Source organism: Amycolatopsis nivea, from assembly GCF_004522235.1.
GTDB classification, from domain to species: Bacteria; Actinomycetota; Actinomycetes; order Mycobacteriales; family Pseudonocardiaceae; genus Amycolatopsis; species Amycolatopsis nivea.
The window spans coordinates 162,835-183,641 of record NZ_SDLT01000003.1 but is presented as its reverse complement, the minus strand read 5'-3'; the positions used below and the strand labels follow the sequence as shown (position 1 = coordinate 183,641).

Here is a 20,807-nt window from a genome sequence, read left to right as displayed (position 1 = left end):
ACGACCGCACGAACAAACCAGCCCTACCACCAGCACGCACGGCCACCAACGACCCGATTGTGAGCCGCAATACCACCCGCACGAAGGCCAGACCCGAAAGCCTCAACGCCCCCAGCGGGAAAGCCGGAATCACCCGCCCACAGCAGCCACCCCCAGCTCGGGCACCGACGGTTCCGACGCGACTGCCAGGCTCTTGTGCACCAACGCGTCACACAACGCCAGCCAGCTCGCCTCGACGATGTTGCCGTGCACTCCCACCGTCGTCCATTCGTGTTCGCCGTCACTAGTTTCGAGAAGCACCCGAGTGACAGCGTCCGTCCCTGGGTTCGACGGCAGGATCCGCACCTTGTAATCAGCCAGCTCCATGCTGTCCAACCAGGACAGATACGGCGTCAGCGCTTGGCGCAGCGCCGCGTCGAGGGCGTGCACCGGACCGTTTCCTTCGGCGGTCGCGATGACTCGCTCGCCCGCGACGTGCACCTTCACCGTCGCCTCGGAGACGACTTCGCCGTCCTGGCGATGGTCCAGCACCACCCGGTACGACTCGAGCTCGAACGGCGGCGGATCCGACTTTTCGCCGGAAACCTCCTCGACCTCGCGGCGCAGCAACAGCCCCAGCGACGCGTCGGCCGCTTCGAACGACCAGCCTTCCGATTCGAGTTCTTTCACCTTCCGCACCGCGTTCGTGAGTGCGTCGGGCCGGCCGGCAAGGTCGACCCCGAGTTCACGTCCCTTGAGCTCGAGACTGGCCCTGCCGGCCATCTCCGTGACCAGTACTCGCATGCCGTTGCCGACGGAAGACGGATCGATGTGGTTGTACAACAACGGATCCACCTTGATCGCACTCGCGTGCAGCCCCGCCTTGTGGGCGAAAGCGGACGACCCGACGTAAGCCTGGTGGGTGTCGGGTGCGAGGTTGGCGATTTCGGCCAAAGCATGGGAGACGCGAGTGAGCTCGGCGGCTCCTCCGGTCGGGAGGACGTCCATTCCGAGCTTGGTCACGAGGTTTCCCGCTACGGCGAACAGGTCGGCGTTGCCGGCCCGCTCCCCGTAGCCGTTCGCGGTGCATTGCACGTGCGTCGCACCGGCCTGTACCGCGGCGACAGAGTTCGCTACGGCACAGGAAGTATCATCCTGGCAATGGATTCCGAGTCGGAATCCGGTCTTTTCCTTGATCTCGCCTACGGTTTCGGCAAGCCCCAGCGGCAGCTGCCCACCGTTGGTGTCGCACAGCACGAGAACGTCCGCGCCAGCGTGCGCCGCAGCGTCGAGCACCCGCAGCGAGGTTTCGGGAGAGAAGGCATAACCGTCGAAAAAGTGTTCTGCGTCAAGGAAAACGCGACGTCCTTCGCCGACGAGGAAAGCGACTGTGTCCCGCACCATCGCGCACGCCTCGTCGACATCGACCCGCAGCGCCCGCTCGATGTGCCGAAGGTCCGATTTGGCCACCAACGTGATGACCGGGGCCGCCGAGTCCAAGAGCGCACGGACCTGCGGATCCTTGTCAGCCGCGGTTCCGGCCTTGCGGGTGGATCCGAACGCAACCAGCGCAGCGTGCTTGAGCGGCAATTCTCCCTGTGCCGCGCGGGAAAAGAACTCCGTGTCCTTCGGCAACGCACCCGGCCAGCCGCCCTCGATGAACCCGACACCCAGTTCGTCCAACAGCCGCGCAACGGCCAGCTTGTCGGTGACGGAGTAGGTGATCCCTTCGCGCTGAGCACCGTCGCGCAAAGTGGTGTCGTAGAGGTGGAAGGCATCGCCGAGCGGCGTGCCGGCGGGTTCCGTGCGGGTCACGGTGTTCTCCTTGTGGCGGGGCAGAACCTGGTCCAGGCAACAAAAAAACCTCCCGCATGGGTGCGAGAGGTTGCGCGCCGGTAGCTCTTGTGGAGCGTCTATCCGGCGCGCAAGGCAATAATGACGGAGATGGCGGTCATGTCGGCCATCATGCCACAGCTTCGCCCGGCTTCCAAACGCCGGGCGAAGCATCCCACCTTCTGAGAGTCGTCAGCCGGGCAGTTTCGCCAGGTAGCGGCCGAATTCCTCGACCGCAGCGGCATTTCGCGGCCCCTCCACCAAAGCCGCGTACGGCAGCGCGAAGAAGCGTCCTTCCTTCACCGCCGGGATGTCGCGCAGACCGGGACGCGAGCGGAGGAAGTTCTCCTTATCGGCCACACTGCCGACCTCGCCGCCGTAGTCGTTGATGAGGATGACGTCCGGCGCTCGCTGGATCACGGCTTCCCAACTGACACTGGTCCAGCTGTCGTTGAGGTCGGCGAAGATGTTGGCACCACCCGATTTGGTGATGATTTCGTCCGGGCCCGCGTTGCGTCCGGAGGTGAATGGCTGGTCACGGCCGTCGTCGTAGAGGAACACCTTGGGTTTCGGCCGTCCCGCCGGGACCGCGTTCGTGACAGCGGCGACCCGTGCGCGGTACTCTTCGATCAAACGTTCTGCACGATCACTGATTCCGAAAATTTTCCCCAGATTGCGCATATCTGTGTACAGCGCGTCGAGCGGTCGCATGATGCCCCGTTGCTTGCCATTGCCGTTGCGGCAGGCCTCGGTGAGCAAGTAGCTGGAGATGCCCAGCTTCGCGAGGGAGTCCGGAGTGAACCCGGTTGCTTCCGAGAAGCCGTAGTTCCAGCCCGCGAACACGAGGTCCGCTCCCGCGCCCTGCACCACCTCACGGTTGATCTTCTCCGCGAGCTTGGGCACCTTGGCGAAATCGGCTTTCCACGGCGACGAGGCGACGCCGCCGGACTGTCCTTTGTCGACCACGTAACCGGCCATCCGGTCGCCCAGGCCGAGCGCGAACATCAACTCGGTGATGCCGATGTCATTCGTCACGACCCGAGAAGGAGGTTTGGACACGGTCAACGACGAACCGCAATTGGTCACCGTCACCGGAAACCCGGCCGGGGCCGCTCGACTGTCCCCTTCGGACACTTGAGCGCCGCATCCGGTGGCGACGAGGGCGACCGTCACGAGCAATGCGACTGTCCTACGCATGACTGTCCTCCTGGGACTCGAGCAGGTCGAACAACAACTGCGGACGGCCCGTAGCGGGATGCGGCACCACATGCCCGCGCACGCCGAACACCTCGGCGAGCAGAGCGGGCGTGAGCACCTCGGCCGGGGTTCCGCTCGCGACGAGACGGCCGTGGTCGAGCACGTGCACCACGTCGCACACGGCGGCGGCGAGGTTCAAGTCGTGAAGTGCGGCCAGCACCGTAGGCCCGCTGGTGCGTGCGAGCGCGAGGACTTCGAGCTGGTGCCGGATGTCGAGATGATTGGTCGGCTCGTCGAGCACCAGGATCCGGGGCTGCTGCGCGAGTGCACGCGCGATCAGCACCCGTTGCCGTTCGCCGCCGGACAAGGTGAGCACGCCTCGCTCGGCCAGGTGCGCCAGGCCCACTTGAGCCAGCGCGTCGGCGCACAACCGGTGGTCGGCCGCGCTCATACGGTCGAGCAGGCCGTGATGCGGCATTCGACCCATCGCCACCACTTCGGCGACGGTGAAGTCGAACTCCGCGTGCGATTCCTGCGCGACCGCGGCGATCGCGCGCGCCCGCTTCCGCGGTGCCAGACCGTCCAACGGCCGGCCGTCGACCAGAACAGCTCCGGCCGACGGCTTGAGCACTTGGCAGACGGCGCGCAAGGTCGTCGACTTTCCGCTGCCGTTCGGGCCGAGCAGTCCGACGAACTGGCCCTGCCGTGCTTCGAGGGTCACGTCTTCGACCAGCGTGCGACCGGCCGCGGTCACGCTAACGCCGTCGAGCGAGAGGTCCATTCACGCACCTCCGAACACGTAGGCGCGACGACGCATCAACAGCAGGAAGGCCGGTACCCCGACCGCCGCGGTCAGCACCCCGATCGGCAACTCCTCGGGTGCGGCGAGCACCCGCGCCGCGACGTCCACCCACACCAGGAAAACCGCGCCGGCCAGCGGTGCCACGGCAAGCACCCGGCGATGATCGGCACCGACGACCAGCCGCACCAGATGCGGAAGAATCAGCCCGACAAACCCGATCGCCCCGCTCACCGCCACCAGAACCCCCGTCATAGCGGCGCAAACGATGAACAGGAGGATCCGCAGTTTCCCGACGTCAACGCCAAGGGTCGTCGCCGCTTCGTCGCCCATGGCGAGCGCGTTGAGCCGACCGGCCAGCGCCAGCAACAACAAAACCCCGCCGACCACCACGATCGCGGCGACCGGCAGCGTGCCCCAATTCGCGCCGGCGAGACTGCCGAGAAGCCAAAACAGCGCCGACCGCGCGGCCTCGCCGTTCGGCGCTTGGAAGACGATGACCGTGGTAATCGCGAAGAACCCATAAGACAACGTCGTTCCGGTGAGCACCAGACGCAGCGGTGTGAGTCCTTGCCGCGTACGGGCGACGAGATAAACGATCAAAGTCGCGGCGAGCGCGGCCACGAACGCCCCGACCGACAACGCGTAGATCCCGAGCGACGCGAAGACGCCGAACAACGTCACCGCAGTCGCGCCGACGGACGCGCCAGAAGAAATCCCCAGCACGTACGGCTCGGCGAGCGCGTTGCGCACCATCGCTTGAATCGCGACGCCCACTGTCGACAACCCCGCACCGACGACCACCGCGAGCAGAACGCGAGGAAGCCGAAGGTCCCAGATGATCCGGTACTCCCCGACCTCGTCCGGGCTGATCGTCCCGCCGAACAGCCCCGCGCGGAGAAAGGCCCACGTGTGAGTGACCGGTACCGCCACCGTCCCGAACCCGACAGCGATGACAATCGACCCGAGCAACGCCACCCCAAGCCCGAGCAGCACCGGCGTCAACGGCCGTCGCCGCTGAACGGCTACGGCCCCGACCTGGGATTCGCCGCTCAACGGCGACGCAGGCTGCTGGCCCTGAGATTCGCCAATCCGCGGCGACACAACCTGCTTGTGCTGGGGTTCGCCATTCGACGGCGACGGGACCCGCTCGCTCTCGAATTCGCCGCTCAATGGCGACGTAACCGGCTGGCTCTCAGGTTCGCCAATCTGCGGCGACACAACCCACTGGCTCTCGAGTTCGCCACTCGACAGCGATACAGCCCGTTCGCTCGGGGATTCGCCACTCAACGGCGACGCGACCCGCTCGCTCTCGAATTCGCCAACCAACGGCGACGTCACCCGCTGGCTCTGAGATTCGCCCGTCCGCGGCGACACATCCGGCCTGCTCTGAGGTTCGCCACTCAACGGCGAACCCCGCCCCTCCCCCGAGGATTGGCCATCCAACGGCGAGACATCGCGAGCCCCGGAGCCACCCAACTCACGGCGAGCCGAGTTGTCGGCCTGCAACTCACCGATCGGCGGCCCACCGCACTGCTCCGAGTTGCCGCGAAGTGGCGAATCCGCCGTAGCAGGAGGACCACCCTGTCGGCTCAAGCCGCGCGTACCGCCATCGCCACTGGACGGCGAAACACCAGAACCACCGTCGCCAGAAACCGGCGAATCCCGGGCCTCGTCGACCACAGGCTCGGGGGAAGCAGAACGTCCTTCAGAAGAAACCACCGGCGACGACCCAATCGAGACATTGGGCCCGCAAAAGACGGCAGCCGCCGGCGGCGGGAGTGTCGTCTCCCGCAGACCACGACGGGAGGGGACGAGGTTCGAGGAACCTCCGCCGGTATCGGGCTCGCCTTCGGCTCCCGGGAGAGGGAGCCGAAGGCCTACCGTTGCGGGTCAGCGCCGGAATTCGACCGGCTTCCGCGGCGGGGGTCCGAGAAAGTCAGGCGGTCAGCCGGCCTGACGCGCGTTGGACGAAACGAGCGCCGCGAGGCGGTCGCCGATCGCCTGGGTCGCGCCGGGGGACGACTGGTCGCGCGTGGCGAGATCGAACGCCACCGAGGCCTCGATCCGCCGCGCCGCTTCCTTCTGGCCGAGGTGGTCCAGCAGGAGCGACACCGAGAGCACCGCGGCGGTCGGGTCCGCGAGGCCCTGGCCGGCGATGTCCGGAGCGCTGCCGTGCACCGGCTCGAACATGCTCGGGTTCCGGCGCGTGATGTCGAGGTTCCCGCTGGCCGCGAGGCCGATGCCGCCGGTCACCGCGGCCGCGAGGTCGGTGATGATGTCGCCGAAGAGGTTGTCGGTGACCATCACGTCGAACCGCGACGGGTCGGTGACCAGGTGGATCGTGGCGGCGTCCACGTGCGAGTACGCGACGGTGACGTCCGGGTGCTCCAGCGAAACCTCTTCGACGATCCGCGACCACAGCGAACCGGCGTGCTCCAGCACGTTCGTCTTGTGCACGAGCGTGAGGTGCTTGCGCGGCCGCTCTTCGGCGCGGTTGAACGCGTCCGCGACCACGCGCCGCACGCCGAAGGCCGTGTTGACGCTGACCTCGGTGGCGATCTCGTGCTCGGTGTCCTTGCGCAGCAGACCGCCGTTGCCCGCGTACGGGCCTTCGGTGCCTTCGCGCACCACGACCATGTCGACGTCCCCGGCGTCGGCCAGCGGGCCGCGCACTCCGGGGTACAGCCGCGCCGGGCGCAGGTTCACGTGGTGGTCCAGCTCGAACCGCAGCCGCAGCAGCAGGCCGCGCTCGAGGATTCCGCTGGGCACCGTCGGGTCGCCGACCGCGCCGAGCAGGATCGCGTCGTGCTGGCGCAGTTCGCCGAGCACCGACTCCGGGAGCAGCTCCCCGGTGGCGTGCCACCGCGAGGCGCCGAGGTCGTAGTTCGTGATCTCCGCCGCCGGTGCTACCTCACCGAGCACCTTGAGCGCCTCGGAGACCACCTCGGGCCCGATCCCGTCCCCTGGGATCACCGCGAGCCGCATCCACACACCTCCGTAGCCCAGGCCACCGGGCGCACCGATGGCCCATTCGCACAAAAACGCCAGCAGCGGAAGGTTACCGGCCGTAGACAAGGTGCCGTAGCCGCACCACCCTTATGCCGCATCCTCCCACAGGGTGAGACACCCGTTCGGGCGAACGGAAACGGGGGCTTGCCCAGGCCGGACAGCCTGGGCAAGCCCCCGCGTCCCGCTATGCGGCCGCCTGCGCGGCACCCTTCAAGTTCCCCTCAAAGGGTGAACCAGGTCAGCCGCGCGGGAACTGCGATTCGATCCGCACGACCGAGGCGCGCTGCCCGGCCGCGTTGTGGTGCTCGATCGCCAGCAGGCCCTTCGCCTTGTCCCCGGCGACAGCGGCCTTGTTGCGGTTGACCACCAGAGCCGTGCCCGGCTTGGCGACGTAGCCCAGCGCCGCGTCGCCGCCGCCCTGCGCGGAGTACGCCGGTGCGAGCACATCGAACGACAGCGGAGTGCTGACCTGGTCGATCAACCCGTTCGAGGTACCCGGAGCGACGTAGTACCCGGCGGTGCCGACCGTGTAGCTGATCCGGTGCGACGCCTCCTTCGGGTCGATGCCGAGCGCGGCGATGCTGACCGGCAGCACCATCACGTTCGAGTCGAACACGTTGGTGTCGACGTCGCCGAGCTGCCCGTTGATCGCCTGCAGGTCCACCGACGGGTTGCCCGGCTTGGTCAGCGACACCGTGTTGACGAGCAGCACGTCCGACCCCGTCGCCTTCGTCACGAAGGTTTCGAAGTCCGGCTTGCCGTCGCCGGTGGTGTCGATGTCCACGAACGGCACCGTATTGCTGCCGAGGTTCGCGAAATCGCTCCAGGTGGTGATGCCGAACGCCAGCGTCGCGTTCTCCGGCTCCCCCTGCGCCTTGGCGAGCGGGGCCGTCGACGCCGCGCCGACGTAGCGCAGGTCGCCGCCCTTCGCGGTGCGGTTGAGGGTGCAGTCGGACGTGACGTGCGAGTCGCATTCCGGCAGCTGCGGCGATTCGGCCTGCAACTCGAGGACGCTGATCAGCGAGCGGTACCGCTGGGAGCCGCTGCCCTGGTCGATGCCCTTGCCACCGAGGTTCAGCACGGCCTGGTCGGCGTTCGCTCCGAAGCGCACGCCGGCCGGGGTGGTGATCGCCGAAACCGGCTTCGGCGACGAGTACACGGCCACCCGCAGCGGAACGGTCGCGCCGTTCTTCGGGGTGAACGCGACCCGGCCCGAGGCGTCCGCCACGAACTGCCGGGCGAGCCCGGCCTGCGAAGCCGCCATGGTCGGGTCGAGAACCTTGCGCAGCGCCTTCGGGTCAGTGATCTTCAGCGTCACCTTCACCGTCGCGACCCCGCGCGGGTTCAGCTTCACCGAGCTCTTGTCCACTGTGTACTCAACGCCGGGCAGGCTGTTGACCGCCTCGTAGCCCACCGAGTACTCGGCCGCCTTGACGCCCTTGTTGACCACCTTGATCGTCTTGCTCAAGGTGACCGGCCCAGCCGCCTCGACGGTGCCGAACGTGACGCTCACCGCGCCCGGGTCGTCCTGCACATACGCGAGAACCTGGTTGTCCAGCGCGGCTTTCGCGTCGATCCGGCCGGCCCCGACCCGCTGCGGGCCGTAGGTATGCCCGGCCCCGTCGGTGATGTCGTGCACCGCGGTGCCCACGACGTCGGCCTTGACCTCTTCGACGCTCCAGTCCGGGTGCGCCTGGCGGACCAGCGCCGTGATGCCCGACGTGTGCGGCGCGGCCATCGACGTGCCCGAGATGACCAGCCGCTCGTTGCCGCTGCCGCGGAACGCCGACGTGATCGTGTCGCCAGGCGCGGCGACGTCCGGCTTCACCGACGGACCGCGTCCGCCGCGCGAGGTGAACGAGCTGGGAGTGTCCACGATGGACTGGTCATAGGTCTGCAGCGTGGTCCGGCCGGCTCCGTACAGCCGCACGGTCAGCGTGCCCGCGCTCAGGCCCGCCCGCACGGCCTGGGTGGCCTTGCCGGTGAGCTGGAACATCGGAACGGCCGCGTTGCCAGCGATGCCCGCGCCGAAATGCTCCACAGTGGACGAAAGCAGCACGCCCTTGGCACCCGCGGCCTGCGCGTTGTTAGCCCGCGCCGCGGAACCGCACGGACGGGTGGCGTCGTTGTCGTCCCACTCCAGCCACGCGATCTTGCCCGCGACCTTTGCCTTGTCCTCAGCCGCATAGGCGGCGCAACCGGCGTTGTTGCTCGCCGAGATCGGCACCACCGGAGCGGTGAGGTCGAGGGTGTCGTAGCCGGTGTACTCCTGGCTGTACTGGCCAGGCTGCTGACCGGCGGTCGGGGCCTTGACCTCGATCGCGTCCCGCAGCTCGCCCGCGTCGCGGCTGCTGGCCACGGTGAGCGCTTCCGGGGTGTTGCCCGGCGAACCGGCGATGTCGTTGATGTCGCCGCCGTTGCCCGCCGAGATCACCGGCAGTACGTTGTTCTGCGCGAGTTTGCGCACGAACAGCGAGTCCGGGTCGTCCGGAGCGCCGAAGTCGCTGCCCAGCGACAGGTTCACGACGTCGAGGTGATCGGTGAAGTCGCCGTCGCCGTCCGGGTCGAGCGCCCAGTCCAGCGCCTGCGACGTGACGTTCGTGGAACCCTTGCAGCCGAACACCTTGATCGCGTACAGCAAAGCCTTCGGCGCGGTGCCCGGCCCGATCCGCATGGCGTCGAGCGTCTTCTTGTTCAGCTTCTTGTAGTCGCCGGTGAACGTGCTGCCGTCGGCGTTCACGCCGAAGCCGCCGATCGTGCCCGCGACGTGCGTGCCGTGCTCGCCGCACGCGATCGGGTTGGGGTCCGGCACCGGCGTCGGCGAACCGGTCTTGCCCGCCGAGTCGTAGTCGTCGCCGACGAGGTCGGTGCCGCCGACCACCTTGGCGCTCGGGAACAGCGGCGACGGCTTGGCGCGGTCGACCGCCTTGTACGCCTCGGGCGTGCCCGGCCCGCCGAAGTCGGCGTGGGTGTAGTCGATGCCGTCGTCGATCACGCCGACGCGGATGTTGTCGCCGAACTTGCCGGTTTTCTGCCAGCTGGCAAGCGTGTTGGTGAGCTGTTCGGCGCTGGCGTTGGTGCGGTTCTTCGGCACGACCGTGCGCACCGAGACGACGTCCGGCCGTTCCGCGAGCTGGCGGATCTTGGCCGCGTCCGCGGTGACGACGGCGCCGGGCACCGCGTTGGCCGTCTGGGTGACCAGCTTCGTGCCCGCGTCCGCGGACCGCAGCTGCCCGACGACGGAGCTGACCGCCGCGGCGACGTCGGCCTTGGCCGCCTTCGCTGCCTGCTTGGCCTTCTCCTTGCCCTTGCCCTGCTCCTCCTTGAACGCGTCCACCGCGGGCTTTTTGGCCAGCTCGACGAACGCGGTGATCTGCCCCTGGGCCGCGCTCAGCCGGGGCGAAAGCTTGCCCTGGACCTTGCTCGCGTCGACCTTCACCGGAGCGACCGGCTCGGCAAGCGGCGCGCCCTGCGCGGACGCCGCGGGCACGGCGACAGCCGCCGCCAGCACCACCGCGGAACCCACGACCACCGAGCGGGCAGCCCACCCGGGCAACCGGGTTCTGCTCATGAGTAACCCCTTCTCGAGGCCCGGATCACGAACCTGCCCGCGCTCCCCATTCGCACCCCCGACGGTGAGCACCGGCGCCGCACCGTGCTCTCACGGCGCGTGGTTCAGCCTCGCGGCAAGAACCTAACTGTCCGAAACCCCTACTTTCGTGCGGAAAAAGCTCCGTTACCCGAATGTTGCCGGTGTGGGCGAACGACAGAACGGCCCCTTCCCCGGGAGTCCGGGAAAGGGGCCGTTCGGCGAAATCGGGACTAGCTGAAGTCGACGGCGCGGATGGTGTGCGCGCCGACGGTGGCTCCGATCGGCTCGAGGACGTTAGCGTCCACGTGCCGGTCGACGCGCAGCAGCATGATCGAGTCGGAACCGTCCGTGCTCTGGCTGATCTGCGCGGCCTCGATGTTGATGCCGGCCTCGCCGAGCAGCGTGCCGACGCGGCCCATGACGCCCGGGCGGTCCGGGTACTCGATCACGAGCACGTCGCCCTCGGCGCGGAGGTCGAAGTGCCTGCCCTTGACCTCGACGATCTTCTCGACCTCGTCCTTGCCGGTGACCGAACCGGACACGGTGAGCGTCCCGCCGTCGCCGTGCACCGCGCGGAGCGTGACCAGGCTGCGGAACTTCGGGCTCTCCGACTCGGAAACCAGCTCCGCCTGCACGCCGAGCTCCTCGGCCAGCCGCGGCGCGTTGACGAAGGTGACCTGGTCCTCGACCACGCCCGCGAACAGCCCGCGCAGCGCCGCCAGCTGCAGCACCGCGGTGTCTTCGCTGGAGATCTCGCCCTTGACCTCGACGGTCAGCGACGTCGGAGCCTTCGGGTTCAGCGCGGTCAACACCTGGCCGAGCTTCTGGGTGAGCGACAGGTACGGCCGCACGTGCTCGCCGACCGCGCCCCCGCCGGACACGTTCACCGCGTCCGGCACGAAGTCGCCGCGCAGCGCCAGCAGCACCGAACGCGCCACGTCCGTGCCCGCGCGGTCCTGCGCCTCGGCGGTGGACGCGCCGAGGTGCGGCGTGACGACGACGTTCGGCAGGTTGAACAGCGGGCTCTCAGTGGTCGGCTCGGTGACGAACACGTCGATGCCCGCGCCGCCCACGTGGCCGCTGCGCACCGCGTCGGCCAGCGCTTCCTCGACGATCAGACCGCCGCGGGCGGCGTTGACGATGATCACGCCTGGCTTGGTCTTCTTGAGCGCCTCGGCGTCGATGAGGCCCTTGGTCTCCGGCGTCTTCGGCAGGTGGATGGAGATCGCGTCCGCGCGTTCCAGCAGCTCGTCGAGGGTGACCAGCTCGATGCCCAGCTGGCCGGCGCGCGCGGCCGAGACGTAGGGGTCGTATGCGATGAGCTTCGCGCCGAACGCCGCGAGCCGCTGCGCGAACAGCTGACCGATCTTGCCGAGCCCGACGACGCCGACCGTCTTGCCGTTGATCTCGACGCCGGAGAACGAGCTGCGCTTCCACTCGCCGCCGCGCAGGCTCTGGTCGGCGGCGGGAACGCGACGGGCGACCGCGAGCAGCAGCGCGACCGCGTGCTCGGCGGCGGAGACGATGTTCGACGTGGGCGCGTTCACCACGAGCACGCCGCGCTCGGTGGCAGCCGGGACCTCGACGTTGTCCAGGCCGACGCCCGCGCGGGCGACGACCTTCAGCTGAGTGGTCGCCCCGAGCACCTCGGCGTCGACCTTGGTGGCGGATCGGACCAAAAGCGCGTCGGCGCTCTTCACCGCCTCGAGCAGAGCGGGACGGTCGGTGCCGTCCACGTGCCGGACCTCTACCTCGTCACCGAACACACTCAGCACGGAGGGCGCGAGCTTCTCCGCGATGAGGACTACGGGTTTGCTGGGCTTGGTCACGATGCGGCTCCCACTATCTGGTCACGAAATCGAGGACGCTCTCTCGCGGCGCACGTCGTTGTGCCCGGACTGGCGGGAGTTTAACGCGGGGCACTGACAGCCCGCTGCCCCCGCTGTTCACTTGTTCGTAATCCGGTGAAGACAAGCCCCATCAGGCGCTCTGTACCGCCTTCTCCCGGAAGGTGGGATCCGGCCCAGGAAGCGCCGTGCAGCAACAAAAGCAGCTCCCGGACCGTCACGTCGGCGCGGAAAACGCCGGCCGCTTGCGCCCTGTCCACTAGGTGAGACGCGGCTTCCCGCATCGCTTCGCAGGAGGCGTGCAGCCGCGACTTCGGATCGTCGAACGCGTGGGCCAGCATTTCGGTAAGCCCGCGGTAAACGGCGGACGTTTCGCCGAAGCCGATCAGCCAGGTGTACAGCCCGTCGAGCGGATCGTCGGCGAGCAGCAGCTCACGCGCCTTTTCCGCCTGGGTGTCGAACCGGTCCCGCAGCAGCGTCTCGATCAGGTCTTCCCTGGTCGGGAAGTGGCGGTAGAGGGTGCCGATCCCGACGCCGGCGCTGCGGGCGACGTCTTCGAGCGAGGCGTCGACGCCGCGTTCGGCGAAGGCGCGCCTCGCTTCGGCCAGCAGGCGGTCGTAGTTGCGGCGGGCGTCCGCGCGCATCGGCTTGACGTCGGTCATCTCGGGTCCGAGTTTATCCCGTGACAAATCGGAGGCCTCCTCCGTACATTAACCGGAGGCAGCCTCTGGTTCTGCGGTGCGTCCTCAGTGGACGTATCAGCCTTGGCTGCGCCGGGATCACGCCGCGCTTCCGCGGCCAGGACCTTCTTGGAGTCTGATGTGGATCTGTTCGCGAAGCTTCCCGCCGCCGCGGAAGGCGGGACCCGATGACCGTCGGGATCTGGACGTTTGCCTTTGACGGCAAGGAAGTCGGCGAATTACGCACGGCCGCCCGCGAGGTCGAATCGCTGGGTTTCACTGCCCTGTGGTTCGGCGAATACCGCGGCCGAGAGGCGCTCACGCAGGCCGCGCTACTGCTCGAGGCGACCACGACGTTGACTGTGGCGACGGGGATCGCACGCTTCTCCGAACGGTCAGCAGCGTCCGCCGAAGCTGCTGGACGGACGCTGGCCGAGGCGCACCCAGGACGGTTCACGCTGGGCTTGGGCGGACATCGGCCCGGCGGCGGAGGCAGCGCGATGCAGGACTACCTCGACGCCATGGACGCAGCCGACCTGGACTTTGCTTCCAACGCCCGGCCACGTCGGCTTCTAGCCGCCCTCGGCCCGAAAATGCTGAAACTCGCGGCGACCCAGGCCGACGGCGCACACACGTACTTCGTACCTCCAGAGCACACCGCATTCGCCAGGGAAACGATGGGACCCGACGCGTACCTCGCCGCCGAACAAGCCGTCGTCCTCGACCCGGACCCGTTGCGGGCGCGGCGAATCGCCCGCGAACACGTCGCCGGCTACGTGCGGCTCGCCCCACACCAAAGAGCGAATCTGCGCCGCCTCGGCTACACCGAGGAAGACCTAGCCGGCGGCGGCAGCGACCGCCTGGTCGACGCGATCGTGGCCTACCGCAGCGAGCAGGAAGTCGCCGACCGAATCCGCGCACACCTCGACGCCGGCGCGGACCACGTCTGCGTCCAAGTTCTCGGCGACGGACCGGAGATCCCAGTGGACGGCTGGTGTCGCCTCGCCGACCTGGTTCCCTGATTCCCCGGTGGGGCTTTCGGCGCTTCCCGCGAAAGCCCCACTCGGCTTACTCACGAGATCTCCGCTGAAACCCGGCTACCGGTTCGACCCCGCACTCGCCGAAGCCGTCCCCAGACGCCGAATCCCCTGCTCACCACGGATTCGCCACTAAACGGCGAATCCGCTCATCCCCTGCATATGGGCACTTTTCCATCCATCACCGACATTCTCCCGCGTCCGTGCCCGCCGCAGTGCTCCCGCCGAACACTTCCCCTGAACGGGCGACCCCGGCGGGACCGTTTCGCCGTCGAGCGGCCACCACCCGCTGTTATCTTCGCGAGACGCCTCGCCCGCGTTCGCCCCGGGAGCCGCCGGTGTTCACGAAACTCGCCATCGCCGCGTCCCGGACGGTCGAACTGGTCCTGCTGGTGCTGGGGATCGTCACCTTCATCCAGGACGACAACGTCCTCGCCCTTCTCTCCTGGGATCTGCTCGCGCTGATCTATCTCGGCATCCGGATCGCGCGCGTGTCCCGTAGCCGGAAAAAAGACCACACCGACGCCCGGTGGTTGAAAGGCGTTCTCGGTCGCCGGCTGGGACTGCTGTTCACTCTGTTGACCAGTCTGGTCGGCGTCACCGCCGGACTGTCGATCGTCTTGCCGGAAACAGCGGGCATCGACCCGGTCGTGGCGAGAATCGTCGGTGTCCCCGCAGTCCTGCTGGCCTGGGCGATCCTGCACTTCGGTTACGCGGAACGCTACGCCCAGAAGTACTACGACAGCCTCCCGACGCAGCACTTCCGCTTCCCCGAAACGGAACGTCCCACGCTCGCCGATTTCACCTATTTCGCGTTCACCATCGGAACGAGCTTCGCCGTCTCGGACGTCGAAACGAGGACGACGTCGATCCGTTCCCTCGTCCTCGCCCACAGCGTCCTGTCATTCATGTACAACACGGCCACGCTCGGCATCGCAGTCAGCGTCATCACCGGCGGACGTTGACCCTTTTGAGTTACAGTTGTCCTCGCGCGGCAGGGGCCGCGTCCTGTCCGCGGAAAGGGCTGAGCCCACCCCCGTACTACGAGTTGCCGAGCTTCTCCTTCTTCCCTGCCCGGTGCCGGCGGACCACGGGGCGCACAAGGGAAGGAAGGACTCCCTGATGACGGCCTTGCCCGCCAACCCCGACCTCGGTCAGCTGCGCAAGCAGGCGAAGGAACTCGCCCGCGCGGATGCGGTCGCACTGTCGGAAGCGCAGTTCCGGCTCGCCCGCCGCTACGGATTCCCCAGCTGGCCACAGCTTCAGGCGTACGTCCGCCGAATCGCCGAGCACGGACCGGACGTCCAGCACGCCTACCACCAGGACGTCGAGTACTACCGCGGCCGCGCCGTCGGCCTCCTCGCCTCAGCCGAAGACGGCACTCCCGACGCCCGCGCCGCCTTCGAACGGCACGAACAGCCGCTGACCCGCACCGGCGCGCGAACCGTCATCGCCCGCGAGCACGGCTTCCCGACATGGCGGGCGCTGAAGACCCACGTCGAGAATATGCCGAAAAACGGCGAACCGTTCGCCCGGGCGTATCAGCTGGTAGAAGCCCGAGACTTGGACGGCCTGACCGCACTGCTCACCGAAGCCCCGCACCTTGCCCACGCACGCGGCACCAACGGGAACGATCTGCTCGGCATGGCCTCCGCGACCCATGACGAACGCCTCGTCCGCGTCCTGCTCGCCCACGGTGCCGATCCCGCACGAGCCAACGCACACGGTTGGACTGCCTTGCACCAAGCCGCCTACAGCAATTTACCACTGATCGCCGACCTCTTGATCAACGCCGGCGCACCCTTGGCCGTCTCCGGCCGCGGCGACGGCGGAACCCCGCTCATTGTGGCTCTATTTTGGGGAAATCGCGCTGTTGCCGAAAAACTGGCAACGCACGAACGGTCCCCTCGCAACCTGCGCGTCGCAGCCGGTCTCGGCGACGACGCACTACTGGATGAACTCGTCAGTCCAAAGGGGACTCTTTCTCCAGCAGCCGGCGCACACCGTGAGTTCTACCGTCCGCACAGCGGTTTTCCCTTCTGGCAGCCGACAAACGACCCGACCGAGATCCTCGACGAATCCCTAGCCTGGGCCGCCCGCAACAACCAAACAACCGCACTCCGCACCCTGGCGTCACGCGGCGCGAACCTGGACGCCGACGTCTACCGCGGCACCGCCCTCACCTGGGCAGCGACGTGTGGCCACTCAGCGGCAACAGAAACCCTGCTGTCACTGGGCGCAAACGTCAACCACGTCGGCACCTTCGGCGGCCCACGCCACGGAGTCGGCGTCACGGCGCTGCACCTGGCCGCCCAAAGCAACCGACTGGACGTCATCGAACTCCTCGTAAACGCCGGCGCCGACCTCACCGCCCGCGACGCTCTCTGGGACAGCACTCCCGAAGGCTGGGCAGAAGCCTGCGACAGCCCCGCCGCTCAAGAACTGCTGCACCGCCTCAGTCGCCACTAATCGGCAACTCCCGGCCGGTAGACAACCGGAGTCTGTAGTCCGTATCGTAACGGACTACAGACTCCGGTTAACCGACCCCGCGGAGACCCTCATGCCGACTGCACGCGACCTGTTCGACCAGCTCTCCACCGGAATCACCGACGGCCGCTTCGCCGACCTCGCACGCCTCTACTCCGAAGACACCGTCGTGGAACACCCCACCGCAGTCCCCAGGCCCGGACGCTTGGAAGGCCGCGCCGCAGTGCACGACCGTTTCGTCAGCGGCCTGGGCCAAACCCTTCGCCTCAAACGCCACGACGTGACCATCCACGACACCACCGCCCCCGACGTCATCGTGGCCGAATACCAGTACACCGCCGAATCGCGAAAAACCGGCCGGACCACCGAGACCGCCAACATCCAAGTCCTCCGCGCCCGCGACGGACTCCTTACGCACACCCGCGACTATCACGACTACCTGCGCCTAGCCGTGATCCAAAACGCGACCGCCGGCCTAGACGCGGCATACGCCCAAGCGCCCGCTTACGAACCACGCCCCATCGCTCCGCGCCCGACTGAACTCTTCTCCCCGAACAGCCGCGAAGGCGTATTCCAACGAGTCGTCTTCGGCGTCGCCGACGGACGCTGGTCCGAACTCCCCGACCTCTATGCGGCAAAAACCGATGTCCGCCACCCGTTCCTGCCCGGTGCCCCCATCCTCCGCACCCGAGACGACCTGCGAACCCACTTCGCCGCCGGTGCCGCAGCAGCCTTCCGCATCGAGGTGACCGACCTGGTGCTCCACCTGAGCACCGACCCCGAAGTCGTCATCGGCGAATCGACCTACGTAGGCGAAACCAGCTCCAGGACTCCGTTCCAGGTGAACAACATCTTCGTCATGCGCATCCGAGACGGCCAGATCGTCGAATCCCGCGACTACGGCGACCACCTCGCCCTGGCTGCAGCCACCGGACGCCTGCCGGAACTCATCGCCCGCGTCGCCGAATAACGGCAACTGCTCCGCTCTCTCGCCGCTGAACGGCAACCCCCACGCTGTCCGCCACCGCCACGACGGCTCGTCACAAGATTCGCCACTCAACGGCGAACCAGCATCCCGACGCAGCCAATCAACCGTCGAAACCATCGTTGCCGTTAAGCGGCAGACGCCCACAGCCCCGGACCTCGCCAGCCGGTGACACCAACTGCCACCGCGGTCGTTCGCCGTTCAGCGGCAACAGCCGGTCGCCGCTGAACGGCCAGTCACCCCAGATCAACTTTCGCCCTTAAATGGCAAATGCCCCTGACCAGCTTCAACCCACTGAATCTCCGCCAACTACCGGCACCCGGCTAGGTGCTTCCCGAGCCCTCACCACCAACACCCTCACGCTCTTCAACAACCTTCACCAAAGCCGAAGCCACCAACGCCACCGCCCGATCCCCATCCCCTGTCAGTTGCTGCAACGCCCCGTGCGCGAGCGTCCCCGGCATCTCCGCGAGTGCCTGCGTCAACCGGATCCGCACCGCTGAATCGGCAGGATGCGCCGCCGAGGCCTCGACCAACGCGCCGACAATTCCGCCCGCACCCCCGTCCGCCAGCGCGCCCAAAACCTCAGCTGCCTCGACGTCGTTTCGCCCCTCAACGACCATTTCGACAAGCGTCGGCACCGCCTCCCCTACACCTCGCGCGCCTAGAGCGAGCGCCGCATGCCGACGGACCGCAGGATCGGAACCGGCGAGCGCGTCCATCAACACAGCGGTCGCCTCGTCGCCGGGCAACTCGATGAGTGCCAGGATCGCGCGTCGGCGGACGTCGGCGTTCTCCGAGCGGAGACCGGACGCCACATTCGCCACCGCGTCGCCGTCTGTCCGGGCGAGGGCCCATCGGAGTGCGCCGGCGACGTTCGGGTCGGATTCGGCGAGGATCGCCCTGGCCAGCACTTCTGCGGGGACCGGGACATCGTCGGCCGGAGCCAGGACCGTCTGCTGCCGACGCGCGGCACCCGGTGAATTGAGCCCGCGCAGCAATTCGACGATGCGCAAGGCACCCTCCCATCCGGAGGGTGCCGAGGCATCGACCGCGCGGAGCCGGTCGAGCAGCTCCTGTTCCCGCTTCAGCCGGTCTTCGGTCCGCCGGATGAGGTCGCCGACCAGCTCCGACGGCACGAAAGCGGGATCTTCCAGCGCCCGGCCGATCTGCCGCAGCGACATCCCGAGCGACCGGAGGCTCTCCACGTGGAAGATCCGGCGGATGTCGTCGGCGGAGTATTCGCGATAGCCGCCCACGGTGCGACCGGTCGGCCGCACCAGGCCGAGGGCGTCGTAGTGCCGGAGCATCCGGGTGCTCACCCCCGAACGGCGGGCGACCTCGCCGATCAGCACGCGGTTTCCCGAGCCCGTTCCGGACCGAGTGCGACAATCCGTTTCGCCTCGTCCACGGCTTGGTCGAAACCGGCGTCTGGGTCGCGAAGCAGCCGCTCTGTGGCAACAGCGTGCGCCCGAACGTCCGGGTCGGTACTCGTCACTGCGGCCTCCAGCACCGGCTCGATCATGGGACCGAGCGCGACCAGCGCTCGGCTGAGGCTGAGCTGCAGCGTCCGGTCGCCGCGACCGAGCTGTGTCGCCAGTTCAGCCGCCAGCCCGGGCTTGTCTCCGTCTGGCACCAGGACGACAGCCGCCCGCCACGCGCTTCTCGCGACCTCGTCGTCGGCGTCGCGCAGCAACGATCGGGTGATCGCTGGCCACACGTTCCGGTCGCCGATTTTGGACAACGTGTGCAGCGACTGGCTCCGGGCCTGCGCCACCGGCGACCGCAGCTCCGCGAGAAGCCGCGGCACCGTGTCCCCGGCCGGGAACCGGGTCAACGCCCAAGTGAGCATGTCGCGTACGTAAAAGTCCGGCTCGATCGCGCACCGTGCGACGAGCGCCTCGACGAGACCAGGGCCGTCCGGGCGCGTTCCGATCGTCAGGGCGGCCTGCAGCCGCGTCGACGAGTCCCCGGCGCCCAACGCCTCGATCAGCCGTGTGAGCTGGGAATTCATCTGGGTCGAGTTCATCGGGATCACCTCCGCCGACCAGTGAAGACCTTGTCACAATGTCAATGTCAAACCCGGCGGGCAAAAGGAACTGTCGCCGCTCAGTGGCGAATCCGGCCTACGCCCGATCCGCACCGACAGCGACGCCGACGATCGTGCACGGTTCGGCACCGTGGTTTCGCCAGGCGTGCCGCGTGCCGTTTTGGACGACGACATCGCCTGTCCGCAAGACCGTCTGCTCCCCGTCGTCCAGCTCCAACGTGACCTCGCCCGAGACGACCAGGACGTAATCGAGAGTGTCGGTGGTGTGCATGCCCGGTGCGTCGGGCTCCATTGCGGCGGCCGCGCCCGGTGCCTGTCGCTCCAGTTCTTCCCAGGCTGCCGTCACGTCGAGATCCCGCGCCGGGGTCAGTTCGCCAGGCGCGATCGTGTTGATCATGAACCGCGAACCGTCCCGCGGCGGGTAATACGCCTCGGCCTGACCTGGCGAGCCGTTGTCGGGAAATGCCGGTCGCTCGTCCCTGCCCCACAGCCGGTAGATCGCGCAGCCCGGCATCAAGCCGGAGGTGATCGGCTCGACGGTGCCATCGGCGACCACCCGGGCCTTGCCGTCGGAGTCGTGCCCGGTGACCACTCGGCGAACCTTCGCGTGTGCCATCTCTTCGCCCCTCAGTACGGCAGCGTATGGATACGGCTGCGCATGGATACGCCACCGTATCCAGCGCGGACAGGGCCGTCAATACGGTGGCGTATCCTCCGCGCATGGTGAACGATTCGCCCCGGCTGTCCGCCCAGGACTGGACGCGGGCCGCGCTGAAGGCGATCGCGGACGGCGGACTGGCCGCGGTCGGAGTCGAGCCGCTCGCGCGGACGCTCGGCGTGACCAAGGGCAGTTTCTACGCGCACTTCCGCAACCGGGACGAGCTGATCACCGCGGCTCTCGCCGATTGGGGGCGAAACCACGGCGAAGCGGGGCTCGCCGAGTACGCCGCAATCGCCGATCCGCGGCAACGGCTGCGTGAACTGCTCACCGCCGTCGTGCGCGCCGTCCAGCCATTGGCCCCGTCGGTACACCTGAGCCTGCTCGGCGATCGCAACGACCCGCGGGTCAAGGACGCGGTCGGCCGCGTCAACCAAGCCCGACTCAACCTTCTGACCAGCACGTATCTCGAACTCGGCTTCCCGCCGGATCAGGCGGCGCATCGGGCGCGAGTCGCTTACGCGGCCATTCTCGGGCTGCTGCACCTGGCCCAAACCGAGGCGGACTCGCCAAGTCCCGACGCACTTGCCGACGCGGCGGCGGCGATCTTCCTGCCGTCCTGAGGGCCAGCCCGCGCGCACCGCACCGGCC

General features: G+C 68.0%; 16 protein-coding genes and 1 riboswitch. Of the genes, 5 read left to right on the top strand and 11 right to left on the bottom strand.

Annotated elements, in window-relative coordinates; all coding sequences use genetic code 11:
* Positions 1 to 129: 129 nt before the first annotated feature.
* From cimA to EIZ44_RS04825, 8 genes are all read right to left on the bottom strand, one after another.
* Positions 130 to 1,794, bottom strand: coding sequence for a citramalate synthase (gene cimA / locus EIZ44_RS04860; RefSeq protein ID WP_134727830.1), 1,665 nt, complete (start codon positions 1,792 to 1,794; stop codon positions 130 to 132).
* A 210-nt stretch (positions 1,795 to 2,004) separates the two neighbouring features.
* Positions 2,005 to 2,817, bottom strand: coding sequence for an ABC transporter substrate-binding protein (locus EIZ44_RS04855; RefSeq protein WP_240691222.1), 813 nt, complete (start codon positions 2,815 to 2,817; stop codon positions 2,005 to 2,007).
* Positions 2,818 to 3,001: 184 nt separating this feature from the next.
* Positions 3,002 to 3,790, bottom strand: coding sequence for an ABC transporter ATP-binding protein (locus EIZ44_RS04850; RefSeq protein WP_134727828.1), 789 nt, complete (start codon positions 3,788 to 3,790; stop codon positions 3,002 to 3,004).
* Positions 3,791 to 4,864, bottom strand: coding sequence for a FecCD family ABC transporter permease (locus tag EIZ44_RS04845; RefSeq protein ID WP_134727911.1), 1,074 nt, complete (start codon positions 4,862 to 4,864; stop codon positions 3,791 to 3,793).
* Between the two features lie 759 nt (positions 4,865 to 5,623).
* Positions 5,624 to 5,751: riboswitch (cobalamin riboswitch) on the bottom strand.
* A gap of 4 nt (positions 5,752 to 5,755) precedes the next feature.
* Positions 5,756 to 6,796, bottom strand: coding sequence for a 3-isopropylmalate dehydrogenase (locus EIZ44_RS04840; RefSeq protein ID WP_037811756.1), 1,041 nt, complete (start codon positions 6,794 to 6,796; stop codon positions 5,756 to 5,758).
* A 262-nt stretch (positions 6,797 to 7,058) separates the two neighbouring features.
* The gene (locus EIZ44_RS04835) at positions 7,059 to 10,391 is read right to left on the bottom strand and encodes a S8 family peptidase (RefSeq protein ID WP_037811758.1); all 3,333 of its coding nucleotides are present in this window, start codon (positions 10,389 to 10,391) and stop codon (positions 7,059 to 7,061) included.
* 251 nt (positions 10,392 to 10,642) lie between these two features.
* Positions 10,643 to 12,241, bottom strand: a complete 1,599-nt coding sequence (gene serA, locus EIZ44_RS04830) for a phosphoglycerate dehydrogenase (protein WP_037811759.1) — start codon at positions 12,239 to 12,241, stop codon at positions 10,643 to 10,645.
* A gap of 80 nt (positions 12,242 to 12,321) precedes the next feature.
* Complete coding sequence (locus EIZ44_RS04825) at positions 12,322 to 12,921, bottom strand: TetR/AcrR family transcriptional regulator (RefSeq protein ID WP_037811760.1); 600 nt, start codon at positions 12,919 to 12,921, stop codon at positions 12,322 to 12,324.
* A gap of 206 nt (positions 12,922 to 13,127) precedes the next feature.
* Between EIZ44_RS04825 and EIZ44_RS04820 the strand changes: the two genes are divergently transcribed.
* From EIZ44_RS04820 to EIZ44_RS04805, 4 genes are all read left to right on the top strand, one after another.
* Positions 13,128 to 13,961 carry a TIGR03620 family F420-dependent LLM class oxidoreductase gene (locus EIZ44_RS04820; RefSeq protein ID WP_037811761.1) on the top strand — a complete coding sequence of 278 codons (834 nt, stop codon included), beginning with the start codon at positions 13,128 to 13,130 and terminating at the stop codon, positions 13,959 to 13,961.
* Between the two features lie 353 nt (positions 13,962 to 14,314).
* Positions 14,315 to 14,941, top strand: coding sequence for a DUF1345 domain-containing protein (locus EIZ44_RS04815; RefSeq protein WP_037811762.1), 627 nt, complete (start codon positions 14,315 to 14,317; stop codon positions 14,939 to 14,941).
* Between the two features lie 157 nt (positions 14,942 to 15,098).
* Positions 15,099 to 16,445 carry an ankyrin repeat domain-containing protein gene (locus tag EIZ44_RS04810; protein ID WP_134727827.1) on the top strand — a complete coding sequence of 449 codons (1,347 nt, stop codon included), beginning with the start codon at positions 15,099 to 15,101 and terminating at the stop codon, positions 16,443 to 16,445.
* 91 nt (positions 16,446 to 16,536) lie between these two features.
* Complete coding sequence (locus EIZ44_RS04805; RefSeq protein ID WP_134727826.1) at positions 16,537 to 17,433, top strand: nuclear transport factor 2 family protein; 897 nt, start codon at positions 16,537 to 16,539, stop codon at positions 17,431 to 17,433.
* Positions 17,434 to 17,771: 338 nt separating this feature from the next.
* On the opposite strand, the gene EIZ44_RS04800 is transcribed toward EIZ44_RS04805, so the two are convergent.
* The 3 genes from EIZ44_RS04800 to EIZ44_RS04790 form a co-directional block, all read right to left on the bottom strand.
* On the bottom strand, positions 17,772 to 18,803 hold the full coding sequence (locus tag EIZ44_RS04800) for a HEAT repeat domain-containing protein (RefSeq protein ID WP_134727825.1): 1,032 nt from the start codon (positions 18,801 to 18,803) through the stop codon (positions 17,772 to 17,774).
* Positions 18,797 to 19,477, bottom strand: coding sequence for a HEAT repeat domain-containing protein (locus EIZ44_RS04795; RefSeq protein WP_037811766.1), 681 nt, complete (start codon positions 19,475 to 19,477; stop codon positions 18,797 to 18,799). Before EIZ44_RS04795 ends, EIZ44_RS04800 begins: the two co-directional genes overlap by 7 nt.
* Positions 19,478 to 19,574: 97 nt before the next feature.
* The gene (locus EIZ44_RS04790) at positions 19,575 to 20,114 is read right to left on the bottom strand and encodes a cupin domain-containing protein (RefSeq protein WP_037811768.1); all 540 of its coding nucleotides are present in this window, start codon (positions 20,112 to 20,114) and stop codon (positions 19,575 to 19,577) included.
* A gap of 104 nt (positions 20,115 to 20,218) precedes the next feature.
* On the opposite strand from EIZ44_RS04790, the gene EIZ44_RS04785 reads away from it, so the two are divergent.
* Positions 20,219 to 20,779 carry a TetR/AcrR family transcriptional regulator gene (locus tag EIZ44_RS04785; RefSeq protein ID WP_037811770.1) on the top strand — a complete coding sequence of 187 codons (561 nt, stop codon included), beginning with the start codon at positions 20,219 to 20,221 and terminating at the stop codon, positions 20,777 to 20,779.
* Positions 20,780 to 20,807 lie beyond the last annotated feature (28 nt).

Excerpts from the sequence above, each read along its gene's own strand:
- EIZ44_RS04795 (WP_037811766.1), bottom strand. The coding sequence starts at position 19,477 with ATGAACTCGACCCAGATGAATTCCCAGCTCACACGGCTGATCGAGGCG.
- EIZ44_RS04785 (WP_037811770.1), top strand. The coding sequence starts at position 20,219 with ATGGTGAACGATTCGCCCCGGCTGTCCGCCCAGGACTGGACGCGGGCC.
- EIZ44_RS04805 (WP_134727826.1), top strand. The coding sequence starts at position 16,537 with ATGCCGACTGCACGCGACCTGTTCGACCAGCTCTCCACCGGAATCACC.
- EIZ44_RS04855 (WP_240691222.1), bottom strand. The coding sequence starts at position 2,817 with ATGTTCGCGCTCGGCCTGGGCGACCGGATGGCCGGTTACGTGGTCGAC.
- EIZ44_RS04850 (WP_134727828.1), bottom strand. The coding sequence starts at position 3,790 with ATGGACCTCTCGCTCGACGGCGTTAGCGTGACCGCGGCCGGTCGCACG.
- EIZ44_RS04790 (WP_037811768.1), bottom strand. The coding sequence starts at position 20,114 with ATGGCACACGCGAAGGTTCGCCGAGTGGTCACCGGGCACGACTCCGAC.
- EIZ44_RS04840 (WP_037811756.1), bottom strand. The coding sequence starts at position 6,796 with ATGCGGCTCGCGGTGATCCCAGGGGACGGGATCGGGCCCGAGGTGGTC.
- EIZ44_RS04835 (WP_037811758.1), bottom strand. The coding sequence starts at position 10,391 with ATGAGCAGAACCCGGTTGCCCGGGTGGGCTGCCCGCTCGGTGGTCGTG.
- EIZ44_RS04820 (WP_037811761.1), top strand. The coding sequence starts at position 13,128 with ATGACCGTCGGGATCTGGACGTTTGCCTTTGACGGCAAGGAAGTCGGC.
- EIZ44_RS04825 (WP_037811760.1), bottom strand. The coding sequence starts at position 12,921 with ATGACCGACGTCAAGCCGATGCGCGCGGACGCCCGCCGCAACTACGAC.
- EIZ44_RS04810 (WP_134727827.1), top strand. The coding sequence starts at position 15,099 with ATGACGGCCTTGCCCGCCAACCCCGACCTCGGTCAGCTGCGCAAGCAG.